General features: G+C 65.2%; 9 protein-coding genes. 5 read left to right on the top strand and 4 right to left on the bottom strand.

The window, feature by feature from the left end; all coding sequences use genetic code 11:
* The first annotated feature begins 5 nt into the window (after window positions 1-5).
* The 5 genes from HMPREF2806_RS11040 to HMPREF2806_RS11020 all read left to right on the top strand — a co-directional run bounded on the left by HMPREF2806_RS11040 (window position 6) and on the right by HMPREF2806_RS11020 (window position 10023).
* Window positions 6-512: a hypothetical protein gene (locus HMPREF2806_RS11040; RefSeq protein WP_070517728.1), complete on the top strand. Its 507-nt coding sequence runs from the start codon at window positions 6-8 to the stop codon at window positions 510-512.
* A gap of 66 nt (window positions 513-578) precedes the next feature.
* Window positions 579-1511, top strand: a complete 933-nt coding sequence (locus tag HMPREF2806_RS11035; protein ID WP_049156975.1) for a cutinase family protein — start codon at window positions 579-581, stop codon at window positions 1509-1511.
* Between the two features lie 125 nt (window positions 1512-1636).
* Window positions 1637-3496 (top strand): FadD32-like long-chain-fatty-acid--AMP ligase, encoded by a 1860-nt coding sequence (locus HMPREF2806_RS11030; RefSeq protein ID WP_070517727.1) that lies wholly within the window; start codon window positions 1637-1639, stop codon window positions 3494-3496.
* 213 nt (window positions 3497-3709) lie between these two features.
* Window positions 3710-8479, top strand: coding sequence for a type I polyketide synthase (locus HMPREF2806_RS11025; protein WP_070517726.1), 4770 nt, complete (start codon window positions 3710-3712; stop codon window positions 8477-8479).
* On the top strand, window positions 8476-10023 hold the full coding sequence (locus HMPREF2806_RS11020; RefSeq protein WP_010188576.1) for an acyl-CoA carboxylase subunit beta: 1548 nt from the start codon (window positions 8476-8478) through the stop codon (window positions 10021-10023). Before HMPREF2806_RS11025 ends, HMPREF2806_RS11020 begins: the two co-directional genes overlap by 4 nt.
* Before the next feature lie 459 nt (window positions 10024-10482).
* Here HMPREF2806_RS11020 and HMPREF2806_RS11015 read toward each other — a convergent pair whose 3' ends face one another.
* The 4 genes from HMPREF2806_RS11015 to HMPREF2806_RS11000 form a co-directional block, all read right to left on the bottom strand.
* Complete coding sequence (locus tag HMPREF2806_RS11015; protein WP_070517725.1) at window positions 10483-11505, bottom strand: HNH endonuclease signature motif containing protein; 1023 nt, start codon at window positions 11503-11505, stop codon at window positions 10483-10485.
* A 144-nt stretch (window positions 11506-11649) separates the two neighbouring features.
* Window positions 11650-11997, bottom strand: a complete 348-nt coding sequence (locus HMPREF2806_RS11010; protein WP_070517724.1) for a DUF3054 domain-containing protein — start codon at window positions 11995-11997, stop codon at window positions 11650-11652.
* Window positions 11998-13011, bottom strand: coding sequence for a lysylphosphatidylglycerol synthase transmembrane domain-containing protein (locus HMPREF2806_RS11005; protein WP_070517723.1), 1014 nt, complete (start codon window positions 13009-13011; stop codon window positions 11998-12000). It abuts the gene before it with no gap.
* Complete coding sequence (locus HMPREF2806_RS11000) at window positions 13008-15347, bottom strand: MMPL family transporter (protein WP_070517722.1); 2340 nt, start codon at window positions 15345-15347, stop codon at window positions 13008-13010. The genes HMPREF2806_RS11005 and HMPREF2806_RS11000 overlap by 4 nt, the downstream gene beginning before the upstream one ends.
* Between the last annotated feature and the right edge of the window lies 1 nt (window position 15348).

Below are 15348 nucleotides of genomic sequence, written 5' to 3'. Positions count from 1 at the left end.
CTGCCATGCGTCTTTTCTCTGCCCGTCCCACCGCAGCAGCTGGTGCGGCGGTGCTGCTTGCGGCCGGTACCTTGCTGAGCGCTTGCGGTTCCGCCACCGTCGACGAGGGCGATGCCACCGAAACCTCCGTGGCGCCGCTGGAGCGCTCCTCGGCGGCGAGTGGTGAGTCGTCGGCAAGCAAGGCGTCCGAAAGCTCTGCATCCGCACCCTCCGAGCGAACGTCAGGCGAGGAACCGGAAGACCGCGGTGCGCGCGAGATCTCCGAAATCCCCTCTCCCGCGCCCGCGCAAGGCCCGGACCAAGACTTCCTGTCTGCAGTGGCTGAGAAAGGCGTGAACGTCGACGGCGTAGAAGACCAACTGGTGGGTGCTGCGCAGGCTTCCTGCCAGGGCGATGCCGTCACCGTGCCGGCTGTGGCCGGGCAGCTCATTGAGCAGGGCCGCACGGAACTCAGCCACGAGGACGTAGTCCAGCTCATCACCGAGCAGGGCAACAAGCTCTGCGCTCAGTAATGTGGCAGGGATTTTCCAGCCAATCCCGCGCCTTGTCAAGGTAGAAATTTCTTCATGCGTAAAACCATGCGTAACACACTGACCGTCCTTGCCGTGGTCGTCCTCCTCGCCCTGATTGGCGGGGGAGCGGTTCACTTCCTCAACACCCGCGAGGAAGGGGAACAAGGAAACCTTGCGGAGCCTGCCCCCTCCCAGGAGGAGGACAACACGGCCCCCGAGCAGCCGGACTGGTGCCCGCGCGTGGAATTCATCTCCGCGCCGGGAACGTGGGAATCCGCTGCGGACGATGATCCGATCAACCCGGGCGCGAACCCGAATTCCTTCATGCTCTCGATCACGAATCCCCTGAAGGAGGCCTACGTCCCCGAGGACGTCAAGGTGTGGACACTGCCCTATACCGCGCAGTTTAAGAACATCAACGCGCAGCACGAGATGAGCTACGACGATTCCCGCAACGAAGGCACCTCGCGCCTCGAGGGCGAGCTGACCTACATGCACGAGACCTGCCCGGACACGAAGTTCATCCTGAGCGGATTTTCGCAGGGAGCGGTCATCGCGGGTGATGTGGCGGACCGCATCGGCGGCGGCAATGGACCCATCCCCGCGGAGAGCGTGGCGGGTGTGGCCCTCATTGCGGACGGCCGGCGCCAGGACGGCGTGGGCATTAACCCGGGTGCGCACGTCGGCGGCGTGGGCGCGGAGATTGCCCTGCAGCCGGTGTCGACCTTGATTCAGGGCATCGTCCCGGGCGCCACCATGCGCGGTGCGCGCGCCAATGGCTTCGGGGAGTTGGCGGACCGCACTTTCCAAATCTGTGCGCCGAATGACTCCATCTGCGATGCACCCCTGGACGTGAGCAACGGGCTCGAACGAGCGCGTGACCTCATCGACGCCAACGGCGTTCATGCACTGTATGCCTACAATCCGGACGTTATCGAAGGGGTCACCACCAACCAGTGGGTCACGCAGTGGGCTAAGGACACCATCGACGCGCAGTAGCGCTTGACGACGTCCCGCCCGCGCGCCATGTAACGTTCGGCACACTCCTTCTGATATTTTCAATGTCAAAAGTACGTGAAGTAGGGGTGTGTGCCCCTCTCTACCCTACGAAGGAGCTTTCCCACATGGACCTGAAAGCCTTGATCGGCCAGTTCTTCGACGAGAAGGGCAACATCGCCCTGCCGCCTCACCTCACGTTGGCGGGGCTCGCCGAACACGTCTATGCCGCGGAGCAGCAGGCGGGAATCCCGGATCGCCCGGTCATGCGTCAGTGGGTCTATACCGATAACCCGGAAGGCACCCCGCGTGATATCACCCGCTCCCAGGTCAATACCCGCATCAAGGCGGTAGCAGCACGCCTGCAGCAGGTGGGCAAGATGGGGGACCGCGTCGCCATCCTGGCGGGCAACTCCCCCGAGTACATCTTCGGCTTCCTGGGCGCGATGTACGCCGGCATGACCCCGATCCCGCTCTATGATCCGAACGAGCCCGGCCACACCGACCACCTGCGGGCGGTCTTCGGCGATGCCAACCCGTCGATCGTGCTGACCAACAACACGTCCGCTGCCGCCAACCGCGCGTACTTCTCGGACCGCCCGGCGGCCGAGCGCCCGCGTATCATCTCCATTGACTCCCTGCCGGATTCGCTGGCACAGAGCTGGGTCAACCCGCTGGAGACGGAGGAAGGCAAGGCCGCGCTTGCCGCGCTGCAGACCGCGCCGCTGGACCAGCCGGCCTTCCTGCAGTACACCTCCGGCTCCACCCGCACCCCGGCCGGCGTGCTGCTGACCAACCGCAACATCATGACCAACGTGCTGCAGATCTTCACCGCGGTACAGATTAAGCTGCCGGCCCGCGTGGTTTCTTGGCTGCCGATGCACCACGACATGGGCATCATCCTGGCGGTTTTCGTGACCATCCTGGGCGTCAACCTGGAGATCATGACGCCGCGTGACTTCGTCCAGCAGCCTAAGCGCTGGATTGACCAGCTCAAGCGTCAGCCCATCGATGAGCAGCTGCAGGGAACCTACGCCGTGGTTCCCAACTTCGCCCTCGAGCTTGCCGCGCGCTACGGTGCTCCGGCGGCGGGGGAGACGCTGGACTTCAGCAACGTCGATGGCATCGTGATCGGCTCGGAGCCGGTCACGGAGTCCGCGGTGAATTCCTTCTGGGAGGTCTTTGGCAAGGAGGAGTACGGCCTGCGCCGTGAGACCCTGCGCCCCTCCTACGGCATGGCGGAGGCCTCGCTGATCGTCACCACCCCGCAGACTCTGGAGCGCCCGATCATTTCCCACTTCGACCGCGAGCGTCTGGCCGAGGGCGAAGCAGTCATCGTGGAGAAGTCCGCGGACTCCGTGGCCTACGCCTCCTGTGGTCAGAGCGTCGTGGCCCAGCACCTGACCATCGTGGACCCGGAGACCAAGGTCGAGCTGCCGGATGGCCGCGTGGGCGAGATCTGGCTGCATGGAGAGAACCGTGCCGCCGGCTACTTGGACCGCGCGGAAGAAACTGCCTCTACCTTCCACAACACGCTGGGGGAGCGCCTGGCGGAGGGCACCCGCGTGCCGAACGCGCCGGAGGACAACAACTGGCTGGCCACGGGGGACCTGGCGGCCATCGTGGATAACCAGGTGTACATCACCGGTCGTCTCAAGGACCTCATCGTGGTGGCTGGCCGCAACCACTACCCACAGGACATCGAAGGCACCGTGCAGGAGGCCTCGGACCACGTGCGCGCGGACTCCATCGCGGCCTTCTCCGTGGAAGGCGGCAGCACCGAGGAGCTCGTGCTGCTCATCGAGCGCGCCGACGACGCCAACCCGGCCGATGACGCCGCCGCATCCGAGGTCATCCGCTCCGCGGTCTCCGCGAACCACGGCGTGACCCCGGCCGTCATCCAGTGGTTCGGCGCTAACGAGATCAAGCGCACCTCCTCGGGCAAGATTGCCCGCCGCGTGGCCAAGAAGAGCTACCTCGCCTCTTAAAGGCCCCGCACCATTCAACCCCCGTTCCCCGCGTGAGCCGTGGGGGCGGGGGTTGCCGCTGCCTGTGGGTATGTCGGTTATGAGACCTAAGTTAACAAAGTGAGATAATCGTCCGATAACCCCTTTAGACGCATCGATGTGCGCGCTTTTGTGCTGCGCAAAATCGACCGCATAGATAGAAAATTTTAGTCCGCGTAAGAAAGCTAGAGATTTATGACCGTTGAAGAGCTTCGTGGCTGGCTGCGCACCTGGGTTGCGCAGACCACCGGCCTGTCGGCAGAGGAAATCACGGACACCAAGCCACTGGAGAATTTCGGGCTGTCCTCGCGTGACGCAGTAGTCCTCTCCGGCGAATTAGAAAACCTCCTCAGCATCAAGCTCGAGCCCACCGTGGCCTACGAGTACCCCACCATCGCGCAGCTGGCCGAGCGTCTCGTCAACGGCGCCGCCGGCGCCCCGGCAGACAGCGCGCCGGGAGCGGCGGCACCGCGCTCGGCCGCCATCGCGGGCGGGGACATCGCCGTCATCGGCTATGCCGGCCGCTTCCCGGGCGCCAAGAATGTCGACGAGTTCTGGAACATGCTCGTCGAGGGCCGCGCCGGCACCGGCCCGCTGCCCGTCGGCCGCTGGTCGGAGTACTCCTCTGACCCGATTACCAGCGAGAAGATGGAGCAGCAGAACACCGACGGCGGCTACATCGAGGATATCGCTTCCTTCGACGCCGAGTTCTTCGGCCTCTCCCCGCTGGAGGCGGCCAACATGGACCCGCAGCAGCGCATTCTCCTGGAGGTGGCGTGGGAGGCCCTCGAAGACGCCGGTCTGCCCGCCAACCAGCTGCGCGGCACCGCCACCGGTGTCTACATGGGCTCCACCAACAATGACTACGGCATGCTGATTACCGCCGACCCCGCCGAGATGCACCCTTATGCGTTGACGGGCACGTCCTCGGCGATCGTGGCCAACCGCCTGTCCTATGCCTTCGATCTGCGCGGGCCTTCCCTCAACGTGGACACCGCCTGCTCGGCTTCCCTCGTGGCGGTCAACCAGGCGGTCAAGGACCTGCGCGTAGGCGCAGCTGATACGGCTCTCGCCGGCGGCGTGAACATCCTGGCCTCGCCGCACGCCTCCATCGGCTTCAGCGAACTGGGTGTCACCTCGCCCACCAGCGCCATCCACGCCTTCTCCGACGACGCCGACGGCATCGTCCGCGCGGACGCTGCCGGTGTGCTCGTGCTCAAGCGCCTCGAAGACGCTGAACGCGACGGCGACACCATCCACGCCGTCATCAAGGGCTCCGCAGTCAACTCCGACGGCCACTCCAACGGCCTGACCGCCCCCAATCCGGACGCACAGGTCGACGTCCTCGAGCGCGCTTACGCCGACGCCGGCATCCGCCCGCAGGACGTCGACTACGTCGAGGCCCACGGCACCGGCACCATCCTCGGTGACCCCATCGAGGCCACCGCGTTGGGGCGCGTGCTGGGCCCGGGCCGCCAACCGTATAACCCGACCCTGCTGGGCTCCGCCAAGACCAACATCGGCCACTCCGAGTCCGCGGCCGGCGTGGTGGGCCTCATCAAGGTCATCGAGGGCATGCGCCACGGCGTTATCCCGCCAAACATCAACTACGCGGGCCCGAACCGCTATATCGACTTCGACGCCGAGCACCTCGAAGTCGTCGAAGACCCGCGCGAGTGGCCCGAGTACTCCGGCCAGAGAATCGCTGGTGTCTCCGGCTTCGGCTTTGGCGGCACTAACGCCCACGTGGTGCTGACCGACTACCGCGGGCTGACCCACCAGGACGCCCCGCAGGTCGCCATCGGCGAAGGCCACCCGGTGGCCCTGCCCGTTTCCGGCCTGCTGCCCTCGCGCCGCGCCGCAGCCGCAGCCGACTTAGCGGACTACATCGAAGCCGAGAACCCGAACCTGCTCTCCCTGGCCCGCACCCTCGCGCGCCGTAACCATGGGCGCTCGCGGGCGGTAGTGGTGGCGTCGTCAAGCGAAGAAGCTGTCAAGCGCCTGCGTCAGGTGTCCGAGGGAACCGTCTCCGTCGGCATCGCCGCGGCGGACTCCCCGACGGTGCACGGCCCGGTGTTCATGTACTCCGGTTTCGGCTCCCAGCACCGCAAGATGGCCAAGGACATGATTGCCCTTTCGCCGCAATTCCTCGCGCGCTTGGAGGAGCTCGACGTCGTAGTCCAGCGCGAATCCGGCTGGTCCATCCTGGAGCTGGTTCATGATGACGAGCAGACCTACAACACCGAAACCGCGCAGGTAGCCATCACCGCCATCCAGATCGCGCTGACGGACCTGCTGGCCACCTTCGGCGTGCGCCCGGCGGGTGTGATCGGCATGTCCATGGGCGAAATCGGCGCGGCCTACGCTGCGGGCGGCATTAAGGCCGAGGAGGCCATGCGCATCGCCTGCCACCGCGCGCGCCTCATGGGGGAGGGCGAGGCCTCGCTTCCCGACGACCAGCAGGGCGCCATGGCCGTCGTCGAGCTCTCCGCCGAGGAGATCGACGCCCTGCCAGGCTCCATCGAGCCCGCCGTCTACACCGGCCCCGGCATGACCACCGTGGGCGGCCCGCGCGAGGAGGTCCTCGCGCTGGTGGAGAAGCTCGACGGCGAGGGCAAGTTCGCCCGCGCGCTCAACGTCAAGGGCGCGGGGCACACCTCCGCTGTGGATCCGCTGTTGGGTGAGCTCTATGCGGAAATCGCCGGCATGGAAGCCGCTCCGCTGCACACGACGCTCTTCTCCTCCGTCGACCGCGGCAAGGTCTACCGCCCGGGTGCGGTGCTGCACGATGAGGATTACTGGATCCGCATGACCCGCAAGCCCGTCTACCTGCAGGATGCGACGGAGGCGGCGTTTGCGGCTGGGCACACGCAGATCGTGGAGATCTCCCCGAACCCGATTGCGCTCATGGGCCTGATGTCCACCGCCTTTGCCGCGGGCAAGGCGGATGCGCAGCTGCTTTACAGCCTGAAGCGCAAGATGGATCCCACCGAGTCGCTGCTGGACCTGTTGGGCAAGCTCTACGTCACGGGTACTCCGGTGGACTACACCAAGGTCTTTGGTTCCGGTGCGCTTGTCGCCGCCCCGCATACCCGCTTCCGCCGCCAGCGTTTCTGGACCAACGCTCGTCCTTCTTCTGGCGTATCCGGCCTGCCGGGAGCGCGCGTGACGCTGCCGGAGGGCGCGGTGGCGTTCTCCACGAACGCTGACCAGGCGCCGAGCGCGCTGGCCATCCTGGAGGCTGCCGCCGAGGCCGTGACCCCGGGCGCCCACATCGCGGCGAGCGAGGAGCACCTCGACCTGCCCGCGAAGGGCGAGGTCACCACGATTGTTCGCCGCACGCTGGGCGGGCTGTCGTTGGCGGTGCACTACGTGGATGGTGCGACGACCAAGCTCATCGCGGAAGGTTTTGCGTCGACGCTCAACCTTGCCGAACCCGCTGCGGCCCCGGAGCCGAGCCTGCCGCAGGCGGTGACTGCGCCGCAGTTCGCTGACCCCGATGTGGGCGCCGATGCCGTGCGCTGGGACCCGGAGAAGGAGAGCGTGGAGGAGCGCTTGGCGCTCATCGTGTCGGAGTCCATGGGCTACGACGTCTCCGATCTCCCGCGTGAGCTGCCGCTCATTGATCTCGGCCTGGATTCGCTCATGGGCATGCGCATCAAGAACCGCGTGGAGAATGACTTCCAGATTCCGCCGCTGCAGGTGCAGGCGCTTCGCGACGCCTCCCTCGCCGACGTCATCACCATGGTCGAGGAGGCCGTGTCCGAGCAGCCCGGTTCTGCCGCACAGGCGCCGGCCGACGCGGTCGCTGATACACCTTCCGCGCTCACCGCGGAGGGCAACTCCACTGAAGAATCTTCCGCGAAGAGCGGCGAAGGCATCGGCGTGGCGCCGCGCGATGCTTCGGAGCGCATGGTCTTCGGCACCTGGGCCACCTTCACGGGCAAGGCCGCGGCCGGAGTGACCTCCGCGCTGCCGCAGGTCAGCGATGAGGTGGCGGAAAAGATTGCCGAGCGCCTCACCGAGCGCGCCGGCATCGAGGTCACCGCGCAGCAGGTTCAGGAAGCCGAAGCGCTGGAGAACCTGGCGGACCTCGTCCGCGAAGGCCTGGAGACTGAGGTCGAGGGCAATATCCGTGTCCTGCGCGAGGCCGACGGCCCCGCCGTCTTCATGTTCCACCCGGCCGGCGGCACCACCGTGGTCTACCAGCCGCTGACTCGCCGCCTGCCTGCCGACGTCGCCGTCTACGGCGTGGAGCGCCTCGAGGGCAGCCTGGAGGATCGCGCCGCCGCCTACATCGAGGACATCCTGCACTACGCGCGCGGCCGCAAGGTCGTGCTTGGCGGCTGGTCCTTCGGCGGCGCGCTGGCCTATGAGGTGGCCTACCAGCTGCAGGAGCGTCAAGCTCGCGGCGAGGATACTGCTGAGGTTGCCTTTATCGCTCTGCTGGATACCACCCAGCCGGCTAACCCAGCGCCGAAGACACTGGAGGAAACCAAGGCCCGCTGGGGGCGCTACGCCGCCTTCGCCAAGAAGACCTATGGCCTGGACCTCGAGCCGCCCTACGAGATGCTGGAGACCGTGGGCGAAGATGCTCTCATGGCCATGCTCGCGGAATTCCTCAGCTCCACCGACGCTTCCGAACACGGCCTGTCCGCCGGTGTGCTGGAGCACCAGCGCGCATCCTTCGTGGATAACCAGATTTTGGGTTCGCTGGATATGGGACGGTGGGCGTCGGTAAGCGTGCCCGTCATCCTGTTCCGCTCCGAGCGCATGCATGATGGCGCCATCGAGCTCGAGCCGGCCTATGCCGAAGTTAACCCGGACGGCGGTTGGGGCGTTATCGTGAAGGATCTGGAGATTGTGCAGCTGCCGGGCGACCACCTGGCGGTTCCTGACGAGCCGGCAATCGGTATCGTGGGCAAGCACATGGAGGAATGGATCGAGGAGAAGATTCGGAAGTGACTAGTACCGCTGACAAGCTAGCGGACCTACGCGAGCGCCTCGAGCGCGCCCAGGACCCCGGCAGTGAACGCTCCCGGGCCCGTCGCGATGAGGCCGGCCGCTCGACTCCGCGCCAACGCATCGCCGCGCTTCTCGACGAAGGCTCTTTCGTCGAAACCGGCGCCCTGGGCAAGACCCCCGGTGATCCGGACGCGATTTACTCCGACGGCGTGGTCACCGGTCACGGCCGCATCAATGGCCGCCCGGTGTGCATTTATGCGCACGATAAGACGGTCTATGGCGGTTCCGTGGGCGTGACCTTTGGTAAGAAGGTCACCGACATCATGGACCTGGCCATCAAGATTGGTTGCCCAGTTATCGGTATTCAGGATTCCGGCGGTGCGCGCATTCAGGACGCGGTGACGTCTTTGGCCATGTACTCCGAGATTGCCCGCCGCCAGCTGCCGCTTAGCGGTCGCAGCCCGCAGATTTCCATCATGATGGGCAAGTCCGCCGGTGGCGCGGTGTATGCGCCGGTGACCACGGACTTCATCATCGCCGTCGATGGTGAGGCGGAGATGTACGTGACGGGTCCGAACGTGATCAAGGAAGTCACAGGCGAGGAGATCTCTTCCCATGACCTCGGCTCTGCGCGCCAGCAGGAGCTCAACGGCAACGTGTCTGTTGTGGTGCCCTCGGAGGATGAGGCCTTTGACTTGGTGCGCGATTTGCTGGATCACCTGCCGCTGACCTGCTTCGACGAGTCTCCGGTCTTCGACGCACCTTCTGATGACGAGGTGGCTGAAGACACCGAGCTGGATTCCTTCATGCCGGATGACACGAACGCCGGCTACGACATGATGGACCTGCTCACACAGCTTGGCGACGATGACGATCTCATCGAGATCCAGGAAAACTACGCCCCCAACGTCATTACCGCCTTTGGCCGTATTGATGGCAAGGCCGTGGGCTTTGTGGCCAATAACCCGATGCACTCGGCGGGCTGCATCGATGCGGATGCCGCCGATAAGGGCGCGCGCTTTATCCGTATTTGCGATGCCTACAACATCCCGCTGGTCTTCGTGGTGGATACGCCGGGCTACCTGCCGGGCGTGGACCAGGAGAAGGCCGGTCTGATTCACCGCGGCGCGAAGTTCGCTTTTGCTGTGGTGGAGGCTACCGTGCCGAAGGTCTCGCTGATTGTGCGCAAGGCTTATGGCGGCGCCTATGCCGTGATGGGCTCGAAGAACTTGACCGGTGATATCAACCTGGCGTGGCCGACGGCCCAGATTGCCGTGATGGGCTCGGCCGCCGCCGTGGTCATGATTGCGGGCAAGCAGCTCGAGGCCGCCGAGACCCCGGAGCAGCGCGCCATGACGAAGAAGATGTTCATGGACTTCTACGACGAGACCATGACCGCGCCCTATGTCGCTGCGGAGCGTGGCTACCTCGACGGCATGATTAAGCCTTCTGAGTCGCGCTTGGCCCTGCGCCGCGCGCTGCGCCAGCTTGCCGATAAGCAGGAGAAGGACCTGCCCAAGAAGCACACCATCTCCCCGCTCTAGCGTCGTCTGAGTCAGGATAGAAGCTGAAGAAGGCCTGCGGATCGCGCTGAATTTTGTGTCTCGGCGTAACGTGCGGGCCCGTTCTATCCGATAAGTTTAAGGACTAGGAATTCAATCAAAGGAGCACTTCAATGCTGTCTAGCGTTCTTGACCTCAGCGGCGACGTTATCAACCTCGTTATCATGCTGCTCAACCGCGTCGGCGTGACCATCTCTGGCTCGTCCCTGAGCTCGAAGTAGCGTTCGCGCGCACCCCTCTCCGCCACACGTGCGGCTCCCCGTTGGACTGATTGCTCAGTCCAACGTGAGCGGCTCAGAAGCGGGGAGGGTTTCTTTATGCCCTGGCTCGTGTGGCCGAGGGAGTCAACGCGCCTTGAGAAGGCGCGGTGCGCTAAAACTCTGAATGCGGGATCGCCGAAGAGCCCTAGGGTCGCGGTGCGACTCAGGGGTGCGGGAATTCCTACCGCAGGTCAGCCCAGACGGGGCTGGGTATCAGCACTGGTGGCCCACCGCCGGGTGGTAGCCACGCCATCCGTCCCTCGATGCGGTCGATGTGCCCGCGATAGGTGGGTCGGGCGGGGTCATCATCATTGATCGCGTTGTGGTACTTACACAGCGGGACGAGGTTGTTGATGTTGGTTGGCCCGCCATCTTGCCACCGTCTGATGTGGTGCATCTGGCATTCCGCGGCCGGTTTATTGCACCCGAGCCAGGCGCACGTCGGATGCTCCGCGCTGAGCAGGAGGCGCTGTTTGTCGTTGGCGAAGCGGCTGCCGTAATAGAGATTGACGGGTCCTTCGACGGGGTGGAAGAGCGAGACGAAGCCGCGCTCGGCAAACTGCGTGCGGATAAACTCTGCGCCGGTCATGGTGCCGCCGTCGGTTGCCTGCAGAATGATGTCGTCACCCTCGCCGCGCACGATCGTGTCGAGCTGATCTAGGCGCACAAGAACGTGCGCATGCAGGACAGGTGTGGGCGCGCCGCCGCCTGCAAAGACTTCGTGGACCGCCTTCAGCAGGTCCGCGGAGGTGGCTTTGAGCGCGCCCACCAGATTCGCAATCGCCCGCGGCCGATCCGTGATGATGAGGCTGTGCATGCCGCCTTTTCGGCGCAGCACCCGCACTCCGGGGCTGGGCTCGGGCCTGAGCTCCGCGAGGCGCCGCTTCGCCAGGCCCGCGATCTCACCCGCCGGAGTCTCGCACAGCTCCACTCTCAGGTCCCACGCCTTGCGCGAGTCCTTGACTCGCGCGACATGGCGCTCAATCTGCACCAGCGTATCCAGTGCGTGTTCAGTTTTACGCGCGCGGCGCTGCTTGGCGCTGTAGGCGGTCTGCCCGAAATAGATCCGGTGCAGGCCTTCGAGCTGCCGCGCTACGCGCGGCGTCGCACCCAGCGCGAGCATGTCATCGCGTGTGTGGCCCGCGCACAAAGAAACGACGTGCATGCCGCGAGCAAGTACCCCGAGTAAGTCCCCCAACTTCATGCCCCACACACTAAACCGGGCCGCACACCCCCGCAACCGGAGCGCTAAAAACCCAGCTCAAACAGCCACTCGCAAGGCCCCACAAGGCTGGATCCAGGTGTGTGAGGCCGACAGGTAGCAGGCCATGGAAAACTTGGTGAAGTTCTAGGCACGCGAGCGGGACGCAAAGGCCGCGATGGCTCGCCAGCCAAAGAAGAACAGCGCCGACATCACGGTGGCCACGATGAGGAAGGACCAGTGCGGCAGCCGGCCATTGACCAGCATCCACAGAGCCATGCCGCCAATAATGGCACTCAGCCACACGACGACGCCCTCCCGCCACAGGCCGCTCAGCTTCGCTGCCATGATGATGACCCAGCCCACGAGCGCGCCCACGGTCCACGGCCAGAAGGCATCGACCCAGGAGCTAAAGCTCAGGCCGCCGTGCGCCAGGCGGGCGAGGATGGCGAAGAGGACGAGCGAGATGATGTCGATAAGCGGGGCAACGCGCATTTAGGATTCCTTCCGGTTCAACGCCGCGTAAGAGAAACCATCGCGGGCGTAGTGGGCGAAGTAGATGACCCATCCAATGATAGTGATCAGCGCAAAGGAAATAAGCCGGTAGATGATGGCCGCGGAGGTGGCATGCACCGCGGTGAGGCCCGTCGCCACCAGCGGGGCGATGAGCGCGGCCTCCACCGTACCCACGCCACCCGGGGTGACCTGCGCGGAGCCAGCCAGCTTCGCCGCCAGGAAGGCCAGTGCGACGCCTGCCAGGGTGGTGTGGTCGGCGCCGGCACGCAGCCACGGAATCTCGCCGGTTACCGCCCACACCGAAGCCCACAGGGCGGCCATATCGGCCAGGCGGTGCACAAGGGAGGCCCCGGCAACCACAGCGAAGGGGCCACGCGAAAGGTGGACCTCGCCGAGGTTGCGCACCTCCTGGATCGCGCGGTCCCGCTTGGGGCCGGGCCGCAGCTTGCGCAGCCAGCGCTCAAGAGTCACCGGGTGTGAGGTCAGCCCGAAGATGCCGCCGAGTGCCGCGAGCATGAGGACAACCGTGGTGATCAACGAGCCCAAAGCCATGTCGGCGTTGAGGAAAAACACCCCGCCGAGCCCAATGAGCGCGAGGAACATCGAGCTAATGATCGAGGACAAAAACAGGAAGTAGCTACACAGCGCTACCGACGCACCCCAGCGACGCTGCACCTGGAAGGTGAGCAAAGCCGAAAAGGCAGGGCCCGCCGGCAGAGTCGTGGACCAGGCATTCGAGGCCAGCGTGATGGCGTAGGTTTCGCGCAGCGGCACCTTGACGCCGCCGGCGCCGATGAGCCGCTTCATCACCTCCGCCATGCCTGCGATGGACAGCAGCGCGAAGAACACCACCAGCACCACGGGGAAAGGTTCAGCGTGGCGCAGGCGGCGCAATCCCTCGGAGATAAAGTCCAGCTGGTCGCGGAAGAACCACGCCAGCGCGGCCAGAATCAGAAGGGAGATTATCCAGGTCAGCCAGTTCTTCTTATTCATCGACCGTCCGTGGACTTCAGGCGCTGCACCAGCTCGGAGAAGGGGATGAGCTCGGTGTCGGTGTCGGCGCTGCGGTCCCCGCGTACAGGAGCTTCGCTTGCCGACGCCTCCTCCGTCCGCACCTCAGGATCCTCCGGTGTGCCTGCCTTCTCGGTAGGCGCGGCCTCTTCATCGCTCAGCGCTGGGGTGGTGGGCGCCGGTGCAGCAGCGGATGCGGTGGCCAGGGCCGGCTCGGCAGCGGGAGCGTTGTCGCCGCCGAGGCGATGGGTCAGGCGGGTGAGGAAGCGCGGGGCCCACCAGTTGTCCTCGCGCAGCAGGTGCATGACGGCGGGGACGAGGAGCATGCGGACGATGGTGGCGTCGATAAGCAGTGCAAAAATCATGCCGAAGGCGATGTACTTCATCATCACGATGTCGGAGAAACCGAAGGCACCTGCGACCACGATCATGATGAGCGCGGCCGCCGTGATGATGCCACCGGTGTGCGCGGTGCCCGCAGCGATGGCCTCGTCCGTGGAAGCACCGCGGCGGCGGGCCTCCACCATGCGCGAAACCAGAAAGACTTCGTAGTCCGTGGACAGGCCAAAGACGATGGCGATGATGAGCACCAGAATCGGGCTCATGAGCGGGCCGGCGGTGAAGTTGAGCAGGCCGGAGCCGAGGCCGTCGACGAACATGAGCGTCAAGATGCCCAGCGTCGCACCCAGGGAAAGCAGCGTCATGATGATGGCCTTCAGCGGCAGGATGAAGGAGCCGAAGACCAGCGCCATGAGGAGGAAGGTGGCCAGCACCACGTAAAGCGCCATCCAAGGGAGGGTCTCAAAGAGCGCGTCGAGGGATTCGACCTCCATGGCCGGGGTGCCGCCAACATACAGCTCCACGCCCTCCGGTGCCTCGATGTTCTCGAGTTCGTGGACGATGCGCCCGTAATCCTCGCGGTCCTGAATGCCGGCGCCGAGGACGGTGGTGCCGTCGACGGTCGCGGTCTTCGGGCCCATCGGCTCGGTCAGACCCTGGATGGATCGGGCTTGCATGACGACGTCGACAAGCTGCTCATTAGTCGCATTCTTCACCACGAGCTTGACCGGTTCGGTGCGGAAGGAAGGGAACTGCTCGTTGAACTGGTCTTGCGCCACGCGCGCGTCCTGGTTGGGCGGCAGGTAGGTCTCGTTGATGCCGCCAAACTTCACGCCCAGCACCGGCAGGGTCAGCGCGATGAGCAGCGCGCAGATAGCGGTGGTCATCAGACCCGCGCGGCCCATGGCCCAGCGCGGCATCCGGTACCACCACGTGTCCTCGATGCGGCGTCCGCGGCGCGAGGTCTTGCGTACGGTCCACTTGTCGATGTTGTGACCCAGCATGCCAAATAGCGAGGGCAGTACCATCACCGACAGGAGTGCGGCGAGGCCCACCGCGGAGATGGAGCCGTAGGCCACGGATTTAAGGAAGGCCTGTGGGAAGAGGAAAAGCCCGGAGAGGGACACGGCCACCATGGCGGCGGAGAAGACCACAGTCTGGCCGGCGGTGGCGGTGGTGATCGCCACGGCCTCCTTGGTATCGCGGCCCTTGTCCAGCTCCTCGCGGAAGCGCGAAACCATGAACAGGCCATAGTCGATGGCCAGGCCCAGGCCCAGCAGCGTCACGACGGCCTGCGCAAACACGTTGACCTGCAGGAAGCCGGCCAGGATGGAAAGGATACCCAAGGAACCTAGGATGGACAGCCCGCCCACCACGAGCGGCATGAAGGCCGCAACGACGGAGCCGAAGACAATCAACAGCAGCAGCCCGACGAGCGGCAGAGCGGCCTTCTCCGCGCGGGAGATGTCCTTGGCCATACCCTCGTCCAGCGCATCGGCCACGGCAGTGGCACCCGCTACCTGCACGGGCAGCCCGCTGGAGTGCAGGGAATCCTCGATGGCGCGGAAGTCCTTGAGCGTTTGCTCGCCGTCACCCTTGAGCCCGATGGCGGCGAAGGCCGTGGAGTGATCCTGCGTGATGAGGTTCGGGTTGCGCTTATCAAAGTAGCTGGTGACGGAGTCGATCTGCTCCGGATACTGGGTCTGGAGCTCATCCAGGAAGGCCTTGGCCTCGGCGGCGTGGGCATCGGGGTCGTCGAAAAGCAGGATGACGTCGCCGGAATTGTCGCGGCCGAAGGTCTCCAACTCGATCTGTGCCGCGCTTGTCGACGCCGCCCCCGGGTCCTCCCAGCCCTCCTGGCTCATGCGCTCCTCAAGGCGCGTGCCGAAGCCAAAGAAGAGGCCCAGGATGAGCCCGACGATGAGGAGCGGGATGACCTTGCGGTGGGCATAGGAAAAACGGCCCCAGGAATAAAACATG

Source organism: Corynebacterium sp. HMSC076G08, from assembly GCF_001811515.1.
In the GTDB taxonomy this organism is placed as follows: domain Bacteria; phylum Actinomycetota; class Actinomycetes; order Mycobacteriales; family Mycobacteriaceae; genus Corynebacterium; species Corynebacterium hiratae.
The sequence above is the reverse complement of the archived record's forward strand: the minus strand, read 5'-3'. Positions and strand labels throughout refer to the sequence as shown.